General features: G+C 43.4%; 15 protein-coding genes. 7 read left to right on the top strand and 8 right to left on the bottom strand.

The window, feature by feature from the left end; genetic code table 11:
• Window positions 1-2: 2 nt before the first annotated feature.
• Window positions 3-497, top strand: coding sequence for a chemotaxis protein CheW (locus tag AAEY99_RS16905; protein ID WP_011636681.1), 495 nt, complete (start codon window positions 3-5; stop codon window positions 495-497).
• Window positions 498-591: 94 nt separating this feature from the next.
• Entirely contained in the window at window positions 592-990 is a 399-nt protein-coding gene (locus AAEY99_RS16900; protein WP_059747932.1) for a DUF2802 domain-containing protein, read from the top strand.
• An 87-nt stretch (window positions 991-1,077) separates the two neighbouring features.
• On the opposite strand, the gene AAEY99_RS16895 is transcribed toward AAEY99_RS16900, so the two are convergent.
• Both AAEY99_RS16895 and AAEY99_RS16890 read right to left on the bottom strand, forming a co-directional pair.
• Window positions 1,078-2,454 carry an RsmB/NOP family class I SAM-dependent RNA methyltransferase gene (locus AAEY99_RS16895; protein WP_351011314.1) on the bottom strand — a complete coding sequence of 459 codons (1,377 nt, stop codon included), beginning with the start codon at window positions 2,452-2,454 and terminating at the stop codon, window positions 1,078-1,080.
• A gap of 443 nt (window positions 2,455-2,897) precedes the next feature.
• Window positions 2,898-3,569, bottom strand: coding sequence for a DUF2461 domain-containing protein (locus AAEY99_RS16890; RefSeq protein ID WP_192115330.1), 672 nt, complete (start codon window positions 3,567-3,569; stop codon window positions 2,898-2,900).
• Between the two features lie 469 nt (window positions 3,570-4,038).
• Between AAEY99_RS16890 and AAEY99_RS16885 the strand changes: the two genes are divergently transcribed.
• The 4 genes from AAEY99_RS16885 to AAEY99_RS16870 all read left to right on the top strand — a co-directional run bounded on the left by AAEY99_RS16885 (window position 4,039) and on the right by AAEY99_RS16870 (window position 8,467).
• On the top strand, window positions 4,039-4,470 hold the full coding sequence (locus tag AAEY99_RS16885) for an ATP-dependent zinc protease family protein (RefSeq protein WP_182743862.1): 432 nt from the start codon (window positions 4,039-4,041) through the stop codon (window positions 4,468-4,470).
• A gap of 3 nt (window positions 4,471-4,473) precedes the next feature.
• Window positions 4,474-5,379, top strand: a complete 906-nt coding sequence (rimK, locus tag AAEY99_RS16880) for a 30S ribosomal protein S6--L-glutamate ligase (protein WP_101087737.1) — start codon at window positions 4,474-4,476, stop codon at window positions 5,377-5,379.
• Window positions 5,379-6,392 carry a succinylglutamate desuccinylase/aspartoacylase family protein gene (locus tag AAEY99_RS16875; RefSeq protein ID WP_101087738.1) on the top strand — a complete coding sequence of 338 codons (1,014 nt, stop codon included), beginning with the start codon at window positions 5,379-5,381 and terminating at the stop codon, window positions 6,390-6,392. The genes rimK and AAEY99_RS16875 overlap by 1 nt, the downstream gene beginning before the upstream one ends.
• Before the next feature lie 491 nt (window positions 6,393-6,883).
• The gene (locus tag AAEY99_RS16870; protein ID WP_351011311.1) at window positions 6,884-8,467 is read left to right on the top strand and encodes a methyl-accepting chemotaxis protein; all 1,584 of its coding nucleotides are present in this window, start codon (window positions 6,884-6,886) and stop codon (window positions 8,465-8,467) included.
• 106 nt (window positions 8,468-8,573) lie between these two features.
• Here AAEY99_RS16870 and AAEY99_RS16865 read toward each other — a convergent pair whose 3' ends face one another.
• Window positions 8,574-10,610 carry a methyl-accepting chemotaxis protein gene (locus AAEY99_RS16865; RefSeq protein ID WP_351011309.1) on the bottom strand — a complete coding sequence of 679 codons (2,037 nt, stop codon included), beginning with the start codon at window positions 10,608-10,610 and terminating at the stop codon, window positions 8,574-8,576.
• Between the two features lie 372 nt (window positions 10,611-10,982).
• Between AAEY99_RS16865 and AAEY99_RS16860 the strand changes: the two genes are divergently transcribed.
• On the top strand, window positions 10,983-11,675 hold the full coding sequence (locus AAEY99_RS16860) for a fumarylacetoacetate hydrolase family protein (protein ID WP_351011307.1): 693 nt from the start codon (window positions 10,983-10,985) through the stop codon (window positions 11,673-11,675).
• A gap of 91 nt (window positions 11,676-11,766) precedes the next feature.
• Here the strand turns inward: AAEY99_RS16860 and AAEY99_RS16855 are convergent, their stop codons facing one another.
• The 5 genes from AAEY99_RS16855 to AAEY99_RS16835 all read right to left on the bottom strand — a co-directional run.
• The gene (locus AAEY99_RS16855) at window positions 11,767-12,024 is read right to left on the bottom strand and encodes a hypothetical protein (RefSeq protein ID WP_162022676.1); all 258 of its coding nucleotides are present in this window, start codon (window positions 12,022-12,024) and stop codon (window positions 11,767-11,769) included.
• Window positions 12,025-12,087: 63 nt separating this feature from the next.
• Entirely contained in the window at window positions 12,088-13,716 is a 1,629-nt protein-coding gene (pfaD, locus tag AAEY99_RS16850; protein ID WP_351011306.1) for an eicosapentaenoate synthase subunit PfaD, read from the bottom strand.
• Window positions 13,717-13,733: 17 nt separating this feature from the next.
• Complete coding sequence (locus AAEY99_RS16845) at window positions 13,734-19,622, bottom strand: hotdog fold thioesterase (RefSeq protein ID WP_351011304.1); 5,889 nt, start codon at window positions 19,620-19,622, stop codon at window positions 13,734-13,736.
• The gene (locus tag AAEY99_RS16840; RefSeq protein ID WP_351011303.1) at window positions 19,619-21,712 is read right to left on the bottom strand and encodes a PfaB family protein; all 2,094 of its coding nucleotides are present in this window, start codon (window positions 21,710-21,712) and stop codon (window positions 19,619-19,621) included. Before AAEY99_RS16840 ends, AAEY99_RS16845 begins: the two co-directional genes overlap by 4 nt.
• Window positions 21,709-25,296 (bottom strand): SDR family NAD(P)-dependent oxidoreductase (locus tag AAEY99_RS16835; RefSeq protein ID WP_351011302.1); only part of this gene is annotated, 3,588 nt, incomplete at its 5' end. The genes AAEY99_RS16840 and AAEY99_RS16835, both read right to left, overlap by 4 nt.

Genomic DNA, 25,296 nt, shown 5'->3' with positions numbered 1-25,296 from the left:
CTATGAGCAATTCTAGAAGTGTAGCAGCGGCTACTGCAGCTAAAGACGATTTAGTATTACAATGGGTTATATTTAAGCTAGATAATGAAACCTACGGTATTAACGTAATGCAAGTTCAAGAAATATTACGTTACACCGAAATTGCTCCTGTACCAGGTGCACCAGATTATGTTTTAGGTATTATTAACTTACGCGGAAACGTGGTAACGGTTATCGATACTCGTTCACGTTTTGGTTTACCATCAGCAGAACTGGATGATTCTACTCGAGTGGTTATTATTGAAGCTGAAAAACAAGTGATCGGGATTTTAGTTGATAGTGTAGCTGAAGTGGTTTATTTACGTCGCTCAGAAATTGATAACGCGCCGAATGTGGGCACTGAAGAAAGCGCTAAATATATTCAAGGCGTCAGCAACCGCGATAACGAATTATTGATTCTAGTCGACTTGGATAAATTATTATCTGATGATGAGTGGGTAGAGTTAACACAAATTTAATCGTAATCTGATGAAAAAAGCCAACCGAATTACTGTTGGCTTTTTTGTTTGGCTTTAATTTTGTTTTTTTGGTTGAAGCAACAAAGGTATGTTAATGGGTGATGAATTTCTAATTGCAGCTTTAGTGTACGTTATTGCATGTCTTGGTTTGGTACTTTACTTACAAAAACAGTCGAGTAAATTAAAAACTAAAGTTAATGCCCTAACAGTGCTAGTAAAAGAAAGCGACCGTCAGCGGGAAGCTGTTAAACGTGAACTACACGAATTGCGCAGTGGTACTATTGGTGTAGGAAGGCGAGTTGTCGAATTAGAGAAAAAACTCTCCAAGCAATTTGATATGCTGGAAGAAGCTAGCCAGCAAGACCCTCAAGCCAAATTATATTCTAGGGCAGTAAAAATGGTGGGTTTGGGGGCCGGTATTGAAGAGTTAATGCAAGAGTGTGAGTTACCTAAAGCAGAAGCTGAATTAATATTACGCCTACATCGAAAATAGCCCGTTAACCATTAGCTTGCAATAATAAAAGCCATCGACTTGATGGCTTTTTAGTGGGAAATTTTAATTTTCTTTCGGCTAGGCGTACTATTTGCGGCGCATTTTTGCGACAAACATGCCATCACTGTTAGCTTGCTGAGGCCAAATTGTCAGCATATTACACGGTTGCCCAGTAAAAGGATGGATGACCGGTTCAAGTTCAAACTCGGCTGTTTCAGATAAAAAGTCTTTTACAATTTGTTCATTTTCACTAGGTGATAAAGAGCACGTAGCATAAACCAATTTACCGCCTACTTTTACTGCCACTGCGCTACGTCGTAAAATGGCTAGTTGTAGCATCGGTTTATCTGTTACTGCACTGGCATCATCAAGCCATCGCATATCTGGATTTCTACGCCAAGTACCTGTGCAGCTACAGGGTGCATCGACTAACACTCCGTCAAAGGTATTCGCATCTACGGGCAATACGTCGCCTTTCCAAGGTGCAACACTAATATTATCAAAACCTGCACGTTTGGCACGCTTGCGTAGCTCTTCCAACGGTTTAGTTCGAATATCAGATGCAATAATACTGCCCGTTAAGGCAGAGCTTTGCTGCAACATTAATGAATATAATTGCAGTGTTTTGCCGCCAGCACCACTACAAGCATCCCACCATTTTTCATGGTTACTTGGTTGACAAATTTGACCAATTACTTGCGAGGCTAAATCTTGGATTTCAAGATGACCTTGTTTATAAACATTTATTTCATTTAGATTAATACTCTTATGACCTAAATTTATGGCATCAGAAAAGTAACTATTCGCTTTTGCTTCAACGCCCGCTTGTCGAAGAGATTCGATCACTTTTTCTGTTGATAATGTTTGTGCACGAGCCCAGATCGGAGGTCGACTGCTCATTGCATTAACAACAGCATATTGATTAACATCATCAATAGGGCAAAGTTGCCAAAACCATTGTGGTAACAACTGGGTTAGTTGGCAGGTATCAATGCCACTTACATTAATAAAGGCGGTTAATTTGTCATTCAATGAAGCATTATTTATCAGCTCAACTTGGTCCGGGCGGGTTTGAGGCCAACTTGCGAAGTCATTCCAGGCAGTAGCAACGTCATTCCATTCATGTTGTTCCAACATCGCGCATGTGCTTAGCTGTTGAAACCATGTAGTGTGTTTTTGGCTTGAATTTAATTGCTTTAACCAGCCCCACCAGCGAAATAGACCAAACAAACTTTCGCGGATCACTCGCCTATCTTTTGACCCATGTTTTTTATGTTCACGAAAATATTGGCCAATGATTCGATCGGCAGGCATGTTGGTACTCATAACCTGATTAAACAGTGTCTCAATAGTGGTTGAATAACTTAGGGCTCGCTTTTGTGCTGGTGTCGTCGCAGCTATTTCTTGCGCATGTGTCTCGTCTGATGTGGTTGCGTTAGACATGGCGGGAATATTATGACTCATGAATTGACCTGATATTGCCGCACAGCACATAACCGATGCTGTACAGGGGACTATTTCTTGCTAGTTTAACACGGCTTATCTAAATGATGAGCTAAAACTATGTTGGTCAAAATGACATCATACCTTAGCGACAATCTTGTAATAATAAATAATTCTCAAAGGTTATCACCCGCGTTCTGTGTTAAATAACCTGAGCTCGGGATAATAAACGCCTTTCAAACAGCCCTTTGTCCTGCTAACTGTGTTGAATCGACTTACTATAGGCTAGCTATTGACGCGTCAATTCGCCTTGCTAGCATAACAAATGACAAGCTTAAAAGTGAGCTTGGTTAACATGCTGATTTTAAATAGCTAAGTTCATTCCTTATCCCGAGTTCAGGTTAAATACGCTTATTCACGTCGTCGAAACGACGCTTCTATGATGATGTTATGATTCACTCTCACTAAAAGTCTAAATCTAATGCAAAACATAGATAGGCCATTAGCGCGCGGGTATGTTGATATTCTTGTGCACAAAATTCAACAAAATCAGCCTGACATACTTGTTCTGAACTAATTGGTTTGATGGCAATAAAGTCTTTTCGCCTGAGCTCGGCAATCATTGGGTGATGTTTATCAAATCCTCGTGGAGGTCTAATTAAACTGTCTCCCGTTAATTCAAATCCTGCTTGTGATAGTTGAGTTAATGCTTTTTGATAAGCATTAGGGTTTTCATCAATACAATGACGAATGGCATTGAGATCTTTTGATTCTGGGTGCCAAATACCCGCGGCAATGAAGCATTCATCATTAGCGATGTGAACATAAAACCCCGGAGCATGGACATCTTTGGCTTGAAAGTGTTTAAACTGAATGCCGACATTGGTTTTATAAGGCGTTTTATCTTTGCTAAAGCGACTGTCGCGTTGTGGACGCATTAGACTGCCGCCAACTTTTTTAGCCACGGCGATGAATCGTGGCGACATCGCTAAAATAGGCCCTTGCATGGCTTCTATAAACTGTAAAGCTGGCGTTCTCACTTGATCTTCGTATTGCTGTTGGTTGGCTTTAAACCATTCTCTATCGTTGTTAACTGCTAGACTGTTTAAAAAATCGAAACTATGTTGACTGAACATGACGGTACCTTTTTTTACAATAGCGATGCAGATATTAATGTTATAATTTGGCTATCATGTTAAACAATGTCTACTTTGAGTGAAATAGCTAGGGTTGATTTAAGCCATTAATATTGTGCACGTTATTTGAACATTTAAATGTTAACTCTGTATTTTTTGTATTAAAAAACAAGGTAAACGTTAGTTTTTGGCGCTTTAGGTATGGTCGTGTTGTTGTTGTAACTTACTGACATAGAAATTTTTTTTAGATATGTTGTTAATGTTAGTTTGATATAAATAAAGTGTTGGTGTTAAAATTGTTTTGAAGGCTATATTTTTGACAAAAACTTTGTCGGTTAACGTTTGGTTAACAAAGCGTATACGTTGAGCAGTGCAATCAAAAACTTAATTGTGGCGTCTGCTCAAATATTGAATTTATAGAAAGATAACACTTTGGAATGAATAATTCCTCTACAAGAAAGGATTGACCATGACTGAACATTCCCTCGGTATTGTGGGTTGGCGTGAATGGGGCACTTTTCCTGATATTGGCAACGAAAGAGTCAAAATCAAAGTGGATACTGGCGCAAAAACATCTTGTTTACATGCGTTCAAAATAAAACCGTTTCAAAAAGAAAACCAAAAATGGGTTCGAGTCTGGCTTCATCCTGACCAAGGTTCAGATCGTGAAGTCGTATGTGAATTTCATGTATTTGATCGCCGAGATGTTAGTGACTCTGGTGGTCATGTCACGAAACGCTACGTGATAAAAACGCCGATCCAAATCGGTGATCAGCTTTTTGACATCGAACTGACGTTAACCAATAGAGATCACATGAAATTTAGAATGTTATTGGGACGCCGCGCATTAGAAGGGCGTTTTTTGGTTAATTCAGCAGAATCATTTCTAGCAGGAGAATAACAAATGCATATTGCAATAATGTCGAGAAATAAGAATTTATACTCGACAAGTCGGTTAAAAGAAGCTGCTGAAGCTCGTGGTCATATTGTCAATATTGTTGACCCATTAAAGTGTTATATGAACATCAACATGAATGCGCCTAGCATCCATGTTCGCGGTGAAGAACTGCCAAAATTTGATGCGGTTATTCCGCGTATTGGCGCATCTGTCACCTTTTATGGCACCGCGGTATTGCGCCAGTTTGAGATGATGGGAACACATCCATTAAATGAGTCGGTCGCGATTACTCGCTCACGTGATAAGTTACGTTCATTGCAACTATTATCACGTAAAAATATTGGTTTACCAGTAACAGGTTTTGCCAATAAACCGGCAGACATCCCCGATTTATTAGACATGGTCGGTGGCGCCCCTTGTGTGATTAAGCTACTTGAAGGAACCCAAGGTATTGGTGTTGTCTTAGCTGAAACTCGCAAAGCGGCTGAATCTGTTATTGAAGCCTTTATGGGCCTAAAAGCTAATATCATGGTGCAAGAATATATCGCAGAAGCCGGTGGTGCAGATATTCGTTGTTTTGTTATTGGTGACAAAGTGATTGCCGCGATGAAACGCCAAGCATTACCTGGCGAGTTCCGTTCTAATTTACACCGTGGTGGTTCTGCTAGCATTGTTAAATTAACGCCTGAAGAGCGCTCAACCGCGTTACGTGCCGCTAAAACAATGGGTTTAAATGTTGCTGGCGTAGATATTTTACGTTCTAAACACGGTCCATTAGTGATGGAAGTTAACTCATCTCCTGGTCTTGAAGGTATCGAAAAAGCTACCGGCATTGATGTTGCTGAAAAAATCATTCAGTTTATTGAGAAAAACGTTAAATCCACCAGTTCAAAAACGAAAGGTGTTGGTTAATGGTAAAAAAGCATGAACCGTTTGTTATCGGTGATGTTAGCGTAGCGGCAGGCACTCAACAAAGTGTCAAATTGCCCGCAGCAAAACTGTATAACGATACACCGATGGATTTGCACGTTGAAGTGTTTCACGGCACTAAAGCCGGACCTGTTTTATTGGTTTGTGCAGCAATTCATGGTGATGAGTTAAATGGCATTGAAATATGTCGACGTTTGCTCGGTCGTGTTAATGCTAAAACCTTAACGGGAACCTTATTAATTGTTCCCATCGTTAACGTGTTTGGTTTTATTCAACAATCTCGTTATTTACCGGATCGTCGCGATTTAAATCGCTGTTTTCCGGGCTCTGCTAAAGGTGCGCTAGCGAGTCGTTTAGCCCATTTATTCAGCAGTATTCTCGTTAAACGTGCAACCCATATTGTCGATTTGCATACCGGTGCTATCCATCGCGATAATTTACCGCAGATCCGTTGTGACACCGACGATGAAGTGATGCTCGACATGGCAAATGCCTTTGGTGCTCCGGTGATAATGTCATCAAAAGCACGTGAGGGTTCAATGCGTGGTTATGCCAACAGCCTGAATATTCCTTGTATTTTATATGAAGCAGGTGAAGCACTGCGCTTTAGTGATATGTCGATTAAATCTGGCGTTAATGGTGTTATCAATGTGATGCGCTGTTTAAGTATGACTAAAGGCAAAATTAAAACTAAAAGTACCAGCGTCAATGCCAGCCGCAGTTATTGGGTCCGCAGTGAGTCTGATGGATTAGTAAATATTAAGCTTAAATTGGGTGAGCGCGTCTCTAAAGGGCAGGTGTTAGCCAATATCGTTAACCCTTTGGGTGGTGAACCATTGCCATTGCTAGCGCCGACAGACGGAATTATTATTGGCAACAGTAATATTCCCGTGACCAATGAAGGCGAAGCCTTGTTTCATATTGCGCAATTTAGCGGTGACGAGATAGAAATCATCAACGATAACCTTGACGATTTTATGCAAGAATACGCTTAATACTTTTGTACATTGATGTTTGTTTTGTGTAAATGGCCCTGTTGCTGCTCAAATTGAATATTGTTAGCAGATTGAGAGCACGACTTGGATCATTTGAGCGTCAAATTAATATGTGGGGCAATACATTGCCTCACATATTAAGCCTTCACCACTATATCCCCTTAAGAAATAACTCACTTTTGCAGTTAACCTGTTAAGCTCTGCCCTGGGTAGTCGCTTGGGTAAATCGAGAGAAACGTCTTAGCAGAATTTATCTATATCACTGTGCGTGTGGTAAGTGTTAGGGTTAAATTAATTATTTAATTGACAATTTTCAAATACATATCAAACTATAATGACTTATGATAAATAGGGATATGGCACACTCATAATAGTGATGACATTTCTCCACCACCTTATTAAATGGAAGTTCTGTCTATGCACCTTTGGTGTAACAGATAGCATTAATGAGTGTTCTTATTCACTATACCGAGACAAGGATGTCAGTGCCTATGCGCAATAATCAACCCATTACCCTTAATCAATACCACTTCGATGATGATGTTCGTTTAATTTCAGGAACCGATCTGCGCGGTCATATTATCTACTGCAATGATGCTTTTGTTGACGTCAGCGGCTTCGACAAAAATGAATTGATTGGTAAGCCACATAATCTTGTGCGTCATCCTGATATGCCAGGTGAAGTGTTCAAAGAGATGTGGGCCTGTATTTCAGCTGGTAAAGTATGGATGGGGCTGGTTAAGAATCGCCGTAAAAATGGTGATTATTATTGGGTTAGTGCATTTGTTACGCCAGTATTTGATAATAATAAAGTCGCCGGTTACGAGTCCGTTAGGGTGACTGCATTACCAAGCGAAATTGCCCGTGCTGAAGCGGCTTATGCCAGAATAAAAGCTAAAAAGTCACCAAGACCACTTCATGCAAAAATAAAACATCAAGTCATTAAATTATTACCGGCTTGGTTACCCATGTTTATTTTGTCCCTTGTATTAACTGAATTTTGGGGCGTTCTCCCTGGTGCAATAGGGTTATTCACGCTTGTAGTATCAACGGCATGGTTGGGCTATAAACAGCAACAAGATTGGTATGAAGTGGTCCAACTTAATCCTAATTCGTTCACAGATCTCATTGTTGCAGAAACCTATTTTGCTGACTTTGGCGCCAAAGCGCAGGCAAAATTAGCGTTGGGTTGCGAAGTTGCCCGTTGTCGTACTGCGATGACGCGGATTGAAGATGCTGCAAAATCATTAGATGGCATTGTCGAACACACCCAAATAGAAGCTGAGTCAACGGCTAAAGCGGTGAGCTTACAAAGTGGAGCAACACAACAAATTGCCTCGGCAATTACCCAAATGTCCACTGCTATCCAAGAAGTGTCCGCGAACGTTGAACGTAATGCTTATAGTGCAAAAGAAGCGTTAGACAATGTTAATGCAGGGGCTCAACTTGCTAATGAAGCTAAGCAATCTATTGATGAGTTAAATCTCTCTGTCGCGGATATCGCCAAAACAGTACGCGAGTTATCTGAATCTACAAGTGAGATAGGTCAAGCCGCCAGCCTGATTTCGAGTATTGCCGATCAAACTAATTTGTTGGCCTTAAATGCTGCTATTGAAGCTGCTAGGGCGGGGGAACAAGGTCGTGGCTTTAGCGTTGTTGCAGATGAAGTGCGCTCCCTAGCACTGAAAACCCGCGAATCCACCGACAGAATTCACAGCATTGTGAGCGTATTAACGAAGCGAGCCAGTAATGCCGTTCAAGTGTCGGTTAGTGGTGAACAAGCGGCCAGTAAAGGTGTTGAAATTGTTGATAAAACACGTAATGCATTAGCGTCGATTAACCAATCCGTTGAACAAATCACCCTACTTACTTTAGATATGTCCGCGGCGGTAGAGCAGCAGAGTGCAGTAGCTGAGCATATTAATCAGCAAATTATTGATATTGCTGATTCTGCAGAAATTACTAAAGCTTCATCAGAAAAATCGCTACATAACAGTAGTGAATTGGGCCAGTCAGTGTTAATGGTTCGATCTATTATCAGGCGCTTTGCTGTAGGGACCTTAGGTAAGAAATAGACGATATACCACAGCATCTTTTACAGCGTCAAAATAGGCCAGAAATCATTGTGATTACTGGCCTATTTTATTGTGTCTCTTACTAAAGATTTTATTACGCTACTGATTAGAGTTTAAAGCGTTCAACAGAGGTGGTAAGTGAGTGAGCTAATTGATTTAATTGCTGGCTTTGCTGTGTCATTGAAGCTGACTCATGGGCATTTTGTTCTGCTGAATCGGCTGTTTGAGTCATCGTTTGCTCTATTTGTTGGCTATGGCTTACTTGTTCATTGGCTGCATGAGTAATGCTTTGGCTCATGCCATTAATGGTGCTAAGCGCCGCCTCTATTTGTTCGATTGCATCATGCAACGACTGGCTTTGTTCTACACATTCACTGGCTTGTCTTTGCCCTTGTGAGATGGCTGTCACGGCATAGGTTGTTTCTTGTTGTAAGGCACTAATCATGGTTTGAATTTCGGCGGTTGCTAATTGCGTTCTAGAGGCTAATGAACGCACCTCATCAGCAACAACGGCAAATCCACGCCCATGCTCACCCGCCCTAGCGGCTTCAATAGCAGCATTTAAGGCCAACAAATTAGTTTGATCGGCAATCGCACTGATGGTGGTTAAAATCCCACCAATATTATCACTGTGTTGACTGAGCTTTGCCATAGTCTCGACTGAGTCGCGCAAGCTGGTTGATAAGGCTTCAATACGGAAACGGTTATCATTAGCAATGGTTTTTATTTGTACTCCTTGCGAAGAGGCTAATTTAACATGTTGTTCAGATTCTGAAGCTTGCTCATTGACTTGATTTGAACTGTGATGTATTTGCTCTGCAAGCTGTTTAGCTTGATTAATATTGTTAATTTGTCCGGCGGCCGAATGAGATATTGTCTCGCTTTGCGCTTGCGAGCGAAGAGCTGATTCATCTAGCAAGTGTGCATCACGGCTAATGGCTTGCAATAAATTAGTTAGATCGTCAGACAGTTTATTGATGTTATCCATCAGCTCGCCAAATTCATCATTATTTCGTTTGGTTAATCGCCGTGATAAATCACCGCTGGCAATGCGCGATAATGCACTGTTAATGGCTTGTAGAGGGCCTAACATGGCTTTTGAGGTAAAGTAATAGATAAACATCGCCATTAACACAAACACCACTGCCATTGTAATAGCAAAAGTTTGTGCGGTACTTACTTCATCAATCGCAACCATTTGTAATTGATGGAATCTTTCATTGGCAAGTTTGACCAATTGATCTAACTGAGTGTTGGTGGCATCAAAAAAGGTGTTAGCTTGCTGGTTACTATTTTCGGCTAAGCGCTGCTGATTGACGACATTTGCTTGTGCGAGGTATAAGGTCCCAGGGGTGTCGGTGAACTGTTTAATGGCTTGCAAGTTAGTGCCAAAGTCGACAAAAAGCGTAGTTGCACCCAATGGCTCTGCTTGTTGGGTTAAGTAGTTGCCATTAACCGTAATATTACCTAATAACATGGCCACATCTTGTTTATGAATATTAACGGCATCAACAGAGGTTAATCGGCCAAGTTCTGTCATGGTATTGCCCAGAGTAAACAGCATGTCGTCGATGCGTACTCCGCCGCCAATGACTTCGTTTAATAACTGCTGCTCGCCTGAAGGGGCTTCTATCAGTTCTAAATCAATCATATTATTACTGGCATTAATTCGAACATCATCAAATTGTTTTTTTAATGCAGTGAAGTTGTCGCGGTTTTGTCCAATTTCAAGTTTAGCGCCGAACATGATGTGCGATTGCTGTTCGTACTGCTGGTATGATTTTTGAGCTTGAGTTAATGACTGAAGCATTGTGGGTTGATCAGCAACTTTTGCCGATAATGTCTTTAATACCTCTCTGAACTCTAGTTGCAATTGCTTGAACTGCTTATAACTGAGGTCAATATTGTCATTATCGATTTGTGAATAAGCTAAACTGCCGGTTTTAGCCATTTTTAATAAGGTAATTTGTAAGGCATTTGACTGGTTTTGTACCGGTACTGCTAACGTTTCGATATTAATATTGGCTGTTTGAATTTTACTCAAGGAATGATAAAAAAAACTACTTCCAGCAAGCAGTAATAAGCCAATTGAGGCAAATCCTAATGCTATTTTTTGTTTGATTGTCAATTCGAATATTGTCATTTAGTCTCTCATATTGTTATTTTTTTGACGTCATTCTTACTGTATTAATACTTAATCAAGCATGATTTTTGTCCAATAGTGACAAACTCTAGAGTAGTTGGTTGTTAAAATAATGTAAATGACATTGTGTAAAAATAGAAATATACCTTTGTTTTTATAGTTATATTTTACTTTTTCAATCCAAATAGGTATTGAGCATGTGTGCCAATTGATTATGATTAATGGGCAATATCATTGAACCATTCACAATCTAATAGGCAAGCGATAATGCTTTGGGTATGATTTAAAAAGAGTCGTTGTTCTATTTTGAAATAATTCGCTTTATTGTTAGAAGGATTACTCTTATCACTATTTCAATTATTCGAGGTTAATGTGAGTTTACAATCCGTTTCACTAACGCAATCAGATGGCCAAGTACGCCTCGTCTCGCCATCAAAAATCATTTGTATTGGGCGTAATTATGCTGAGCATATTGACGAGCTCGGTAATGAAATTCCTGATGATATGGTGGTGTTCCTTAAACCAAACTCAGCCATTACCACTACTTTGTGTAGTCACTTAGGTGAGCCTTTACATTATGAAGCCGAATTATGCTTTATGGTAAATAATGGCCAGTTTAGTGCGGTTGGTGTTGGGCTTGATATGACTAAGCGTGAGCTGCAAACCAATTTAAAAACTAAAGGCTTACCGTGGGAGCGTTCTAAAGCTTTTGATGGTTCGGCGTTATTCAGCGAATTTATTACTATAACCGCAGACATCAAAGATTGGTGCTTTCAATTAACCATTGATAATGCCGTGACGCAATTAGGTCATCAGCAATTAATGATGTACCAGCCACACGCTATTTATAACGCCGTCAGTGAGTTTATGAGCTTAAATGATGGTGACATTGTGATGACAGGCACACCTAAAGGCGTAGGCGTGGTGACGGAAAATACTACCTTTGAGTTGAGCTTATGGGCAAATGTACCATTTACTGTATTTGAGGCTGCGCTGTCGGGGGAAAAACCGATTGAACAGCTTTGTGGTAACCCAAAGATCGTTAAGCAATGGCTGGCTAAATAACGTTAGGCCGTGCAATAAAGAATACTCGAAAAAAATGACCCTCTGACTAAAGAGGGTCATTTTTTATGAAGACATTAAATGGGTATTAATGCTATTGCATTAACGCTACGGCTTCCATGTCTAGCTCGATATCAGTGCAACCTTTCGCGCAATAAATCCCTGGGGCCTTAGCGTTTTTTGGTGCCTTTTTAGTATTAGGCGGTAATTGCAGTGTTAGTGGTTTATTACAGTCGCTGCAAGTTGCGCTGTTGCCTTTAAGCATGCGTTTTATCAGATTTTTTTGTTGATTAAACGATGCCAATGTCGGTTCATTAATCGCTGAAAAATCGAGTTTCTGGGTATCGCTCATGTCGGTTCCTATCTTTCTCGCTGATCTCGCAATAAAGCGAGATCAATCTATTCACTTGGTCGATCACTTTACTTGATCAACTGGGCGCCAGCGTTGTAATGCTACCGGAAGGCTAACACCTTGTGCTGTTAATAAATTAACTCGGGCCAAATAAGCTGCGCCATGCATTAAGTGTTTGGCTAAGTCTACTGCATGACGCTGGGTGTAGTCATCTAAATAACTGCCTTTAGCCCATGCGTTAAATGCGCCGAGTGCCGGACCAGCCCAGATTTGATAATCCATCTCGCGACCAAGCTCACCAGTGTTTGACCAACGGCTAGACAGACCTAAGTACCAACGGAAAATTAACGCCATTTTACGTTTAGGATTATCTTTAGCACGCTCGATTTGCTTTGGGTCGCGCTCATTGAAATGCGCTACCGTGCCAGCCCAAATATCATCCAGGCTTGAGCGGAATACTTGTTTTTCAAGTTTTTCACGCTCGTCGCTTGGAATGGCTTCAATCGAGTCATAGCGGGTATAAATTTCGTATAACTTGTTGGCGCGCATTGGAAATAAGGTGCCACGTTTTACGACTTGCAGCTTAACGCCCATTTCGAACATATCGGCAGCAGGTGCCATCGTCACATCGGCCATTTCGGTGGTGGCCAGTAATTTACGCGTATGCTCGCTGGCTCCCGCTTCGACACAAGCCTGATTGATTGAACCGGTAACAATGTAGGCTGCGCCCATATGAAAAGTCGCCAATGCTGCGTCAGGCGTGCCAACACCACCACCGGCACCAACCCGAATAGGGGTTTTATACTTGTACTGTGCTTGTACTTGATCTTTTAATGCCAAAATAGTCGGCAGTAAAGTGACTAATGGTCGATTGTCTGTATGACCGCCTGAATCTGCTTCAGCAGTAATATCATCAGCCATAGGCACTAATTGAGCCAGTTCCATTTGCTCTGCGCTAATAAGACCTTCATCCACCAACTGTTGCAGTATTTTAACTGGCGCAGGTTGCATAAACTTAATCGCCACTTCAGTACGGCTGATTTTCGCAATTACTTTATTGTCTATTTGCACATCACCGTGTGCGTCACGGCTTAAGCCTGCTGCGCGGTAATAGACAATTTGTGGGGTTAAGCCTAAAAAGGCAGATGCCTCAACAGTACGCACTTTGTGTTTTAAAAATAGCTCGACACTGCCACGTTCAAGTGCGGGTTCACTTGGGCTGTGGATTAAATTAAACGCATAAGGCCCGTTTGGCAGCGCGGCTTGAATGCGGTTAATCGCTTGCTCAACTCGAGATGGAATTAACCCAGCTGCGCCAAATGAACATAAAATACCAGCCTGACCTAACGCAATAACCAGTTCTTCAGAAGAAATACCATTGGCCATTGCCCCAGCATGATAGGCGAATTTTACCCCATGCACGCGGCGGAAATTACTGTCACCTAAGCTTTGGGTACCAAGGGCGGGAGCAAATGCGCTGACTGGCAGTGCATTTGCTGCAGTAATTGCATCGGTTACGACTTGGGCTTGCTGAGCAACGCCTAAGCCTTGTTGCGTGTCGTTAACCACATAACACGCTTGTGATAAATCTTTAAGCTTTTTGTCCATCCCAGTAGGGTCAAAATTGACGTGTTGCTGGCTAACTTGCCATGGCCAAGGAGAAAGCTTTTCGTTATGCACTTGTGTTGTCATTATTATTCCTATTTGGCCTAAGCTTCTTCAATACAGATGGCGATATCTTTGACTTCATAAATACGCAGACCATCTTTACTGAGGTTTGCGTCGCCTATTATGATGCGTTTACCGTCTTCATCTTTTACTGCACTGATATGTACATCAAGTGACATTTGTTTGTTAAGTGGGTTAATTTGACCGCGATATTTCCATTTAATATCCGACAATATTTGGCCAAATTTTGGATTAGTGAAACCTTTACCTAGGTCTGTACTGATGGCGTAAGTTTGCATCAACTCGATCACGGCTTCAACACCTAATGAGCCGGGCATCACCGGATCTTGATGGAAGTGGAATTGGAAGAACCAATCACTTGGATCAATAGTGCGTGACGCAGCAAGATAGCCTTTACCGTATTTGCCGCCTGCTTCAACAATTTCGGCTTGGTCGATAAAGTTAAGCTGACCGCCCGCTAAACAATAATGCGGTTGGCTCGTTGGCGGAGTAAACACCCGTGACTGTTTATCCAATAAATTAACGCTGATGTCTGCCGCGACGTTATTATCAATATGCCATGGCTGAGTAATTTTGCCATTATCGATGCCGAGCTGGTTTTTGAGCGCATCACCTTTAAAGTAACCAAATACCGCACTACCCGTGTAAAACGGCTCATTATCGACACTTAACTCAAAAGTGAAGCTTTGAATAATGTTACTGCCGGCAATGACGGTTGATAATAGCTTTGAATCATTGACGATAGTTTTGCCGCGTAAATCCACATGACGTAATAATTTTCCGCCACCGTCTAAGTTACGGAAAAATAGCTCTTGCCCAGGAAAGCCTAAGGTGGTGCCCATGTAGCCAGAAATAAAGCCATTGGGTTGTAATGAAATTTCCATTAACACCGAATAAGGCATTACCGCTTGGTGGCTGTTTTTAGCAAAGTACCAAGCATCTGCTGGTACTTCGTATTCAGCGATACACGATGATGGCTTTTTCAATTCGCCGCGTTTACCGTTAATTTCTACCACGCGAGTGGTTAACTGTAAATCGCCACAAGGTGTGCGCGGCGGGATAAGTCCGCGGTAAATACTAAAGTCAGGACCAAAGCATTTTTCGATATCGCCAGTAGCAAACTCAAACATATGGTATGGGGTAAATGGCACTGTATCGGGCACGCGATTAGCGTACTTTGAATCGGCGCTTACTATGGGCGCTTCAACGTGTTTTAGCGGAATAACGCCCTTGTTACTCGGGGCGTTTAAATCTGGAACTTGCGCCATTAACGGGGCTTTGTTAGCAATCACTTTACTGCTAGCGTTTGAATCAACGGCAGGGCTAGCGTCTAACGAGATAAGCGGATAACGAGTACATTCGGCATCTTCTTTAATCATTACACCCAAGTTTTGGAAATCGACCACGACTTTACCATTGAGTAAAATATCAATATTGGCTTTGGCATAAGGACGGGGATGAATACCTATTTCAGTCACTTCCATGCGATAGGTCAGCTCTGCCGTTTGTGGTAACACTTGGCCACGACAACGAACTTTTTGCGAAGCATTTTCCAACGGTTGGAATCGGCCATTTTCTACTAGAGTATGCATGCCAATGTGGATCATAAAGAACTGTAATAGCTGGCCACAACCTTCGGCCATTAACGAGCCTGCCATCACTTGGTCGCCTTGGAAATGACAAGGGAAATACCAATGGTCTGGCGCAATGTGTTTATGACCTTCGAGTAAGCCTAAGCCCCACGCGCCACCTTGTGTTTGTAATTGACTCACTCGCTCAATCATTAAGAATTTTTCTGAGGCAAAACAAAGCGATTTTTGTATTCCAGTTTGCAGTTGGTGCGCGACATGGTCGCCACCAAAACAGCTGCCAATATCACCAGTCAGTAAATGATGGATTTGACCATAATCAAATGCCGTTTGGCTACAGTGGAGTAATGGGGTAAAGGTTGGTTTATTTGGATTGTTGAGCACTTGTTGGCGATGTTTTATTTCATCTTCAGTTTGAATAACCCCTTTACCATCGGCCAGCTCTTGGTCGGTAAAGAAGCCCGCACAGCCACCATCCATTTTTAGGATCATCTTGTCGCCTACGAAACACTCGTAAGAGAAAAAGAATAATAACGTGTCGCCATTGCTGGCAAAGTTATTGATTTTAATGTCGTAACGCAGTGTGTCGCCGCCACGAGGTAAATCGGCTAAGAAGGTCAAAGTACAATCTAATAAGCGATAAACCCGCTCGCCTTTGTTTTCAAAGTCGATACCTAAATAACTGATCAACATTAAATCGCACTGGCCCGATTCTACCGCGACAGCCCAAGGGATTTGACCATCCACTAAATACGGCGCATCGACGGGGATGTCGTATTCTGTAGTCATTGAACACGGTTTGTATTGATTCATGGTGGCATCGAGTTTAGTGACGCGTGACACCAATAAATAATCTGTTGTCGGTAAGCGAACTCGGCGCGAGTAACTGTCGATAATGGCGTAATCTGAGCCAAATACTTTAGCGATATCGCCTTCGGCATATTCAACTAAATCAGCGTAATTCCAAATACACGGTTTATTCGCTGGAATAGGTGCAGTGTAAGCGGGCACACAAGCATGATTAGGTTGGATTAACCTGGCAGGGCTAATGGTTTCACTCTTAACCGCGGTTTGTACTGCAGCATTAACCGCATAAGTATTAGTAGCCGGAGACGCGACTTGAGTCGCAGCTGTCTGATGGCTAAAACCAGCCAATTGAGATCGTAATAAACTGTCGGCTACTTTCAAGCCTGCATCTCTGCTGGCCAAATAAGCTAAATGCGCTTGTTGTGCTAACCACTGATTTTGTTGAAATGCCGTTAAATGTGCAGGTGGGATAGCATGATTTGTCATACTGGCAACCCTTGGTTGCTTTGGAATTGTTTTATCGGGCATATTTTCTGACATAAGAGGCTCGGCGATATTCTCGCTATTATTGACGCTAAGAGGATTATTATCACGAATAGTTGGTTGCTTACTTTCAATGGTGTTGACTACAGTTGGGGCGATATCTGCACATTGATTGATAATACTGTCGAGCGCATCAAGTGGGCTGTCGATAATGTGTTGGTAAATATCTCGACCACCTAAACTGACTTGTTTAATTAAACTTAACTTACTGCCCGTAGCCAGTTGTTGAGTTAAATTATTGCCCAGTCTAGCGTGCAATGCGTGTTGTTGCGCCGCAGAAACAGACAGATTAACTTGTGAGTATTGATTGTCGCTGCTGGTGAATACACTGGCATTGATAGACGGTTTATCGATATGACGAGTTTGCACTAAACCATGCAGCAAACTGGCCATGCCAGAAGCGGCAAATGTATGACCGAGAATATCATGAGCTTTACTCAATAACGGCGCTGAGCTGACCGCGATTGCAGCATCAGTTAATCCTTGGGCAAACTGTTGGCCTTGAGTTGTTAATATACATTCAGGTGATTGGTTTAACTCAACAACATCTGCTGATAATTCAGCTGGTAATTGTGACAATGGCGTAAAGTTAACGCTGTCGATACTGGCATAGCTGTCAAGCTGAGAGTGTGCAGAACTAGTTTGTTGCAGCACGAGCGCGCCAGCCCCTTCACCCACTAGCCAATCTGTTGAACTTAATCCTTTGGCGTTAAGTTTTGCGGTATTGAACAACATATTTTCAATGCTGCCAGACAGGTCAACAGCGGCAATAATGATTGCATCTAATGGCTCTTGTAACGAGCCTAACGCAAACAAGTTTTGCGCCACATCGATACAGCGGTTAACTGATTGCTCGCCCGCAGAAATGGTAAATGCCGGGCCGTTGAAATCCCATAATGAGGCTATCCGCGACGCCATAATATTACCAATAAAGCTGGTGTACTGGTTAAGTTTAGCGGCGTCGAGCACACTGTCCATCGCAATGGTTTCAAGACTGTCATATTCCGCTGTAGATAATTGAATACCTTGAGCGTTAAGGCTTTGAGCTATTTGGCTGTGTAAGTTAACTCGACCGCGGAATTGATGAAGTTCAAGTTCGGTTTCCATGGCAACTAACACTGCGACTTTACTGCCTGGTGTCAGTTTTGCATCGGCGATAGCTTCATCGGCGACTTTAATCAACAGTAGTTGTTGCGATATTAAGCGATCATCTTCATTGGGTGGCACTTTAAAACGCAAGAAATCAAAATCGAACTGATCGATATACGCGCCTTGCGGCACTTGGGTGATGCCATATTGGGCTAATAGTTCAGGATGTTTGTCTAAGCCTTTCCAGCGTTGAGTGGGTAGCGTGCTAAAGATGGCTTGTTTGGCGATGATTTTTTTCGCCAGTGCATCAATACTGCTGCATTGACCAAAATGCGCCGCCATGCCGGTAATGTGCATCGGCGTTTCTGCATCAACTAACGTTGAGTGACGAGTTTTAGTGCTATTATTCTGAGTGCTGTCAGTGACAGCTTTAGCTTGATATGACTCAATCAATAAATGAGCGTTACAACCGCCAAAACCAAATACTGATACGCCAGCATGGCGGGCTTTATTGCCAACTTTATCGGGCCAAGGTAGCACTGCATTTGGCAAGGTCGCTTGGCCAAATAAGCCATTAGGCGAGGCGATAGGTGAGCTGATATTAATACTCGGTGGCAACACGCCTTGGCGCATCGCAAAAATCATTTTCATGATCCCTGGCATGCCTGCAGCGGTGAGTAAATGGCCTAAATTGGATTTAGCGGAACCAATTAATGGTGTGGCGCTACCTTGAAGTTTATCTTCAAAAAAACGCTCCATCGAGGTTAATTCAACTTTGTCGCCTAATGGTGTCCCCGTAGCATGACATTCAATCACTTCAATGCTGGCAGGGGTGATACTTGGATCGATTGCTGCTGCATCGCGATAAGCGCGCTCGAATGCTTGCACTTGGCCTTTGCTGTTTGGGCTTAACACAAACTGGCCTTTGCCATCGTTAGACAAGCCAATGCCACTGACTAAAGCGTAAATATGGTCGCCATCACGCTCGGCATCTTCAAGGCGTTTGAGCACTAATACCCCAGCACCTTCACCAGCGAACAAACCTTTACTGTTACTATCAAATGGGGCGGAAATACCGTGGTCGGGATAGGCATGAAATATCGAAAAGCCCATATTGATAAAGAACGGATCGGCTCCCGATACCGCGCCAGCCAGCATCATGTCTGCTTTGCCGGTATGCAAGTAGTCGCAGGCCAATTTTAATGCGTAAACTGAACTGGCACAGGCGGCATCTAAACTCAGTTGCGTACCACCTAATCCCAAAGCATCGGCAACAATTTTAGAGGCGTTATGGGCAATGGCACCATTACGCAAGTTAACCGTTTTTGGCATTACATTATTATTGTTATTGGCATTTTCTGCGGTATTGTTTTGCGATGCTTGATTAAACGATTGCAGACTAAAGTTTGGCTGTTGGAGTTTAGTCTGTAAGGCTTTTTCGACTGCGCTGTGATAAAGCGGCACAAATAGCTCGTTAGACTTGGCAGTAGGGAACGATAAGGTGCCCATGACAATACCAGTGCGCTGCAGCACGTTATGATTAAGGTCAATACCTGCATCAGTTAACGCATTTCGCGCTGTGTCGGTTGCCCACAAGAAACTGTCATCCAAACCAGTAAAAGCGTCGGGTTCAATACGATAACCTTGAGGGTTAAATTGAAAGTCCTGAATGTAGCCGCCTTTATCACAATAAAAACGGTCAGATTCGCCTTGTACACCCAAGTAGTCACTCGGTGAAGCATTGAGTTTGCTCGCACTGATTTGGCTGCGCGAATCTTTTTTGTCTAATAAGTTTTGCCAAAATTTAGCCGGAGTATCCGCGTCGGGATACTGATTGGCTAAACCGACAATGGCGATTTTAGGGGTGGCTTGAGAACTCAATGAGGTTCTCCTTCTAATGATGTTTCACTGCAACGAGACAGTGGTGAGCCGCCGGCTATTGCCGTCTGCTGAGATAATGTGTTAATTGCATCGTCAAGGCTGCGAAAAAAGGGCGTTAATGACATCGGCACGCGATGCGCTATTAATTGTCCCAAACACTTGAGTAAACTGCTGACATCGTCGCCGCCCTTGGCATTAACAGCAATCGCCATCGCTGGGGACGTGTTACCACTCTGAGCATTGATTTTGTCTATTAAGGTGGTGGTTTGCCTATCGGCTCCGACTTCTACAAATAATCGGCAGCCTTGCTCTCGAGCATTGTGGATTAACTGAGTAAAATCCAACTGATGACAAAAAGTATCGGCAATCGATTGTGCAATAGCGTGCGAGTCTAGCGTGACAGGTGCTGTTTGAGCCGCCGAGATAAACTGCAATTGCTTGGGTAAATTTTCCAGCAGCGGTTGCTGATAAAACTGGCGTACATCGTCGACAATATTTAGCGCGGCTGGCGTATGCATTGCGGTAATTCGATTGGCTGTAATACCACGTTTACCTGCTTGCTTTAACAATGCTTTACAACTGGATTCACAACCTGCGATAACACAGGTATCGCCTTGAATAATGGCAATATAAACGCGTGGATAATCCGTTAAATGGGGCGTGAGTTCATCAATACTGGCTCGAGTCACAAAGCTGTTCCAGACAATGGGTTCGTCATCGGTTAATTGCCATTGCTGGCGAACACAGCGAAGTTCTCCAGAAATATCTTGGGTAAAGATACTGCTGTTTTGGGTTGCTTCAATCATAGTATGTGGCGCTTGCCATACATCTAAACTCGCCCACATGGCAGCTTCACCCATGGAGTAACCTAAGGCAAACCTGGGCCCAATGGCAAACTCTTGCTGCAACAGCTTGGTTAAAATATAACTGGCGCCAACACCGGCAATGGCTAACTGGCTTAAGCTCATCTGTGTGGCACGGTTTTTATCTGCCGCGTAAATAAACTCGGTTTGTAACATCGACTGCATGTCACCTTGGCTTTCGAGTTCGGCATACACATTGGGGAACACTAATCCCATTTGACTGAGCATGTTTGGATACACAGTACCTACGCCGGGATAGACAAAACTCAAGCCATGATCACCAAGCGGTGCAGAATAGAAGCAACTGCCAGCTGGGGTTTTATATTCTATCGGCGGCTTATCGCTAACGTCAGGCTCTAGATGAGTCGACATCATTGCCAACATCACACTAACTTCTACGATTAATCCGCTACGATCCTGCGCCATTAACACTAAGGCTAGGGGGGCATCAGTTTGATAATCGGCCAATGTACTTTTGATAAGTGTAAGTAAGCTTAAATCGTCTGTCGCCGAATTGACCTGTGCAGAAAAAGCCATTAGCTTAGTGTGCAATTGTGCCAATGAAGTGGCACACAGTGGCAGCCATAAACGTTGGGGATTAACCAGTTGCTTTGAGGCGACTAATGCACGTCCTTGGGTCAAGATCATTGCCTGAACATCGTCGCCAGTTTGGTAACATAACGCTGCAACCCGACTTTGGTGGAGTGGGCTAAACCAATACTGACTGTTGACCTTATCTTGTGCTGGTATGTTACGACTGGCGATAGACTCTACTAGGGTAACCATTGCTGCTAATGCGGTTTGTGCATTGTTAGCCGTATTGGTTTTTGCATTGCTATCTAACGCGACAATCTGCGGTTGAGTATGTAAACGTTTTGCATGGTTCAGCGCCAGTGTTATTGCTTCTGCCTGATTGCTACCAAGTGCAATACCATTGAGATAAGCATGCGCATGAACGCCATGTTTCGCGGCAAGTAACCCCGGCATTATCCACAACCGATCGGCAAGATTGATCATTTCATCTGCAGTGGATGATAGCCGCTCTATGCTGTGTAATAACGCCAGTTCAAAACCGTCGCTATGCTGATTATCAATCGCAACCTTGTGCTCATTAACCGAGTCGATATTGGGTTTGCTCAGCAACAAAGCCAAGCGCATTGGCTTGGTTTGTTGCTGCAAAATACGCTCACTAATGGATTTTAGCGCCATGTTATCTGTGGCTGTCACACTGTGTCCTTGTGTGATAGTTCTGCAGAAGCTTGATGTGGAATAAATGCCCCATTCAAACTCTTACTAATGGTTACTTTAGCATTGAGCATTTGGCAACTCAGGCGGCCGTCTTGATGATATAAACTCACGTTAGCCACCAGCATTCTGCCGCTGTGCTTAACCACATCAAGTTGAATATAACCTTTATCACCATTTGCAAATGGCCAAGCGGTAACACACTCACCGGTTGATGCCGGTAAACTTGCGGCATCGTATTTCAGTCTTGCCCATACCAGCATGGCTTGTAGTAGCAAATCTTCAGCGAAAATTTGGCTACCACCTAATACCGATGACGGGATAAAACCTTGGCAATCGCTAGCATTAATGCGCGGCAATTGAACCTGACACAATAGTTGATCATCATCAAACGCCAACACTTGCTTAATGCCTTGCAAACGCGGGCCATGAAACAAGGTTCCGTTTTGATACAGTTCAACCCCTGAGCTCAACGGCACTATATGCGACCACTTTGTCAGGCTCGCTGTATCAATCACGGGCTTGGCAATGTCATCAGTCAAGACGGTGCTATTGATCACCAATTGAGCTTGGTATTGCGGTTTCATGGCGGCGCTTGGATCGCTTAACAAACGAGAGGAGATCAGCGCGCTGATCCCTGCGTCAGTTTGCGTTAGTTCCAGTTGCAACAAATGTGGCTCATTGGTGTCAAAAATAACCCCTTTAAGCAATTTGTATTCAGCAATACTGACAGGCACATGACATAACGTTTCTGCCGCATCACGCATCCATTGCATGGCGCATACCGTTGGTAATACCGGATTGCCAGCAATACAATGATCGCTAACAAAAGGCATTTCAGCCGGGGTTAATACTCGAGTCACCGTCTGACTGATAATATCAGTAGCCGATGACTCAATCGTAACTGCCTCAGTCGTAACTGCGTTAGCCGTAAATGCTTTAGTCACAAGTGTATTAGTAGCAAATGTCAGCGAACCCTTGGCAATAAGCAAAGCGTCCGCATTAAGCTTTTTTACAGCGTTGTCCTGCTCTGATGAACCTTGCATATCAGAGCCAATAAGCAGTTGTGCTCCTTGTTGGCTTAATAAACTGTGGGCAAATAACTCGGCACCTGCTTGTAGCGGAATAACGTAAACGCCACGTTCAACAAACATTTTCTTTAATGCTGAGCTGACCATACCGCCATCCCAAGGGCCCCAATTAAAACTCATCACTTTAGCTTGCGGTAAAGTGTGCGCTAGTTTCAGTGCAGTTTTGTTGAGGATTTCATTCGACATTGCGTAATCACTCTGTCCGGTATTACCGTAAAAACCGGCTGCCGATGAAAACAGTGCAATAAGCTTAATCTGCTGTGGGTCTAGTGCATTAATAATGCTAGCAAGCCCAGTCACTTTGGTGTGGTATACCCGGTTAAGTTCATCCAAGGTTTTATCTTGAATGTGCTTATCGGCTAACACGCCCGCACCGTGAATAACCCCATTAATGGTTAATGAGCCACCCTTGGCATTCGTCAGGCTGTTAAGGCTGGCAGCTACCGCGGTGGCATTGCTGACATCCATCGAAACATACTGAGCACTGGCGCCAACCTTGCTGAACGCGTTTAACGCAGCATCTATTTCTAGGCTGCTGCTAATTGGCCACACTAATGCATCAATCTGTTTTGGCGTCGGTTTGTTGCCTTGAGATTGAATATAAGCGATGGCTGCGGCTTTTAACTCAGATGCTTTTTTGCCTTGCGCCCAAGCTGGTAAGTCTTTGCCAAAATGCTGGCTACGACCCGCTAACACAAAATGTGATTGGCATTGTTTGGCTAAGGTGAGGGCGCATTCAAACGTTACGCCTTTTGCGCCGCCGGTGACCAAAATAGTGTCATTTTTGTTTAGGCTTGCTGGTGCAAACTGTTCGCTAGCGTTGCCGGCAACTAAGGTTACTCGACCTTGATTACTGATCCCCACTTCATTAATGCGATCCGCGCTAGCATTGGCACCATTGATATCAAATAACTCAGCAACGATGGCATCGGCAAAGCTTGTAGTATCAATATTGTTGGCAATGTCTAATGCGCGGCAAAACACCTGTGGCCATTCATGGCTTAGGGTTTTGCTCAGGCCAGATAAGGCTGCTTGATTGAGCTCTGCTGTTGCTAGCTGAGTATTATCAAGATAACCAAATCCGCCGTCTAAACGGCTCACGGTAAAGTAGCATAAGCGCGAAGCTTGAGTTGGTTTAGCAAATTCAGCATGAAGATGCTTAGCCCATAAAAACGCGTTGTCGACAGCGGCTTTTGCTGCAACAGTGCACGACATTAATTCGCTGCTGTTAGCGGTAGCTTGAGGCTGTAAATGAATAAAGCCTGCAATGGCATGTTCAGCGCCCAAATCGGCTTTAATATCGGCAATGACTTGTGCAATTTGGGCATCATCAATGCTGCTCAATGTATAGCTTTTAATATCGCTGCTTAAGGGTGAATGTGCCACGCTAATGGTTTGTGGGTTACGAATAACGGCGACGGTTAATCCCTTTGCATTTAGCTTTTCTGCTAGTAAACCTGCACTGTGGCCATCGTCTGTGATGACAATACAAGAGTCTGTTGAAAAGCAATCTGCGAGTTTATCCGCCGCTGGTAACTTTTTTAGCGCTACCTCGCTGTGTGGAGGTAATGCCGCGGTGTTAACGTCAGCCTTGTTTGCAGTTGATGCTGGTGCGACCGGCGCAATAGTGGTTGCTGCAGGCAATTTGGTTTGCATGTAGCTAACGATTTCACCTAGGGTGCGACATTCGGCTAAATCTTCTGGGTTCAGCTCAGGTAAGCCTGGTAGTTCGTCTTGCACTGTACCTAGAATTTCAACGCGTTTGATTGAGTCGATACCTAAATCGGCTTCCATGTCCATGCTCAGTTCAAGCATTTCAGCAGGGTAACCGGTTTTGTCGGCGACCACGCTTAACATCGTACGCTGGACGTTTTCTGCGCTTAAGCTGGTTGATTCAGGTGCAGCAGTGATAGACCCTGCTGTTGCTGTTACCGATGTTGATCCTGTTGACGCTGCAGTAACCGTGCTGGCCGCAGGCAATTTTGTTTGCATATAACTGACGATTTCGCCCAAGGTACGACACTCGGCTAAATCTTCTGGGTTCAGCTCAGGTAAACCGGGTAGTTCGTCTTGCACTGTGCCTAGAATTTCAACACGTTTGATTGAGTCGATACCAAGGTCTGCTTCCATGTCCATGCCCAGTTCAAGCATTTCCGTTGGGTAACCAGTTTTATCGGCAACTACAGCTAACATGGTGCGTTGGACGTTTTCAGCGGTTAAGCCCGTTGCTGCCGGTGCAGCAGCATTTGCCGATGTTGATCCCGTTGACGCTACAGCAACCGAGTTGGCCGCAGGTAATTTAGTCTGCATGTAGCTGACGATTTCGCCTAAGGTGCGACACTCGGCTAAATCTTCTGGGTTGAGTTCAGGTAAACCTGGTAGCTCGTCTTGCACTGTACCTAGAATTTCAACACGTTTGATTGAGTCGATACCAAGGTCTGCTTCCATGTCCATGCCCAGTTCAAGCATTTCCGT

This window comes from Shewanella sp. S1-58-MNA-CIBAN-0166 (assembly GCF_040310085.1).
Classification (GTDB): domain Bacteria; phylum Pseudomonadota; class Gammaproteobacteria; order Enterobacterales; family Shewanellaceae; genus Shewanella.
The sequence above is the reverse complement of the archived record's forward strand: the minus strand, read 5'-3'. Positions and strand labels throughout refer to the sequence as shown.

Bases quoted from the DNA above. Each gene is read 5' to 3' on its own strand.
- AAEY99_RS16895 (WP_351011314.1), bottom strand. From the start codon at position 2,454: ATGAGTCATAATATTCCCGCCATGTCTAACGCAACCACATCAGACGAG.
- AAEY99_RS16905 (WP_011636681.1), top strand. From the start codon at position 3: ATGAGCAATTCTAGAAGTGTAGCAGCGGCTACTGCAGCTAAAGACGAT.
- AAEY99_RS16855 (WP_162022676.1), bottom strand. From the start codon at position 12,024: ATGAGCGATACCCAGAAACTCGATTTTTCAGCGATTAATGAACCGACA.
- rimK (WP_101087737.1), top strand. From the start codon at position 4,474: ATGCATATTGCAATAATGTCGAGAAATAAGAATTTATACTCGACAAGT.
- AAEY99_RS16870 (WP_351011311.1), top strand. From the start codon at position 6,884: ATGCGCAATAATCAACCCATTACCCTTAATCAATACCACTTCGATGAT.
- AAEY99_RS16875 (WP_101087738.1), top strand. From the start codon at position 5,379: ATGGTAAAAAAGCATGAACCGTTTGTTATCGGTGATGTTAGCGTAGCG.
- AAEY99_RS16865 (WP_351011309.1), bottom strand. From the start codon at position 10,610: ATGACAATATTCGAATTGACAATCAAACAAAAAATAGCATTAGGATTT.
- AAEY99_RS16885 (WP_182743862.1), top strand. From the start codon at position 4,039: ATGACTGAACATTCCCTCGGTATTGTGGGTTGGCGTGAATGGGGCACT.
- pfaD (WP_351011306.1), bottom strand. From the start codon at position 13,716: ATGACAACACAAGTGCATAACGAAAAGCTTTCTCCTTGGCCATGGCAA.
- AAEY99_RS16890 (WP_192115330.1), bottom strand. From the start codon at position 3,569: ATGTTCAGTCAACATAGTTTCGATTTTTTAAACAGTCTAGCAGTTAAC.
- AAEY99_RS16900 (WP_059747932.1), top strand. From the start codon at position 592: ATGGGTGATGAATTTCTAATTGCAGCTTTAGTGTACGTTATTGCATGT.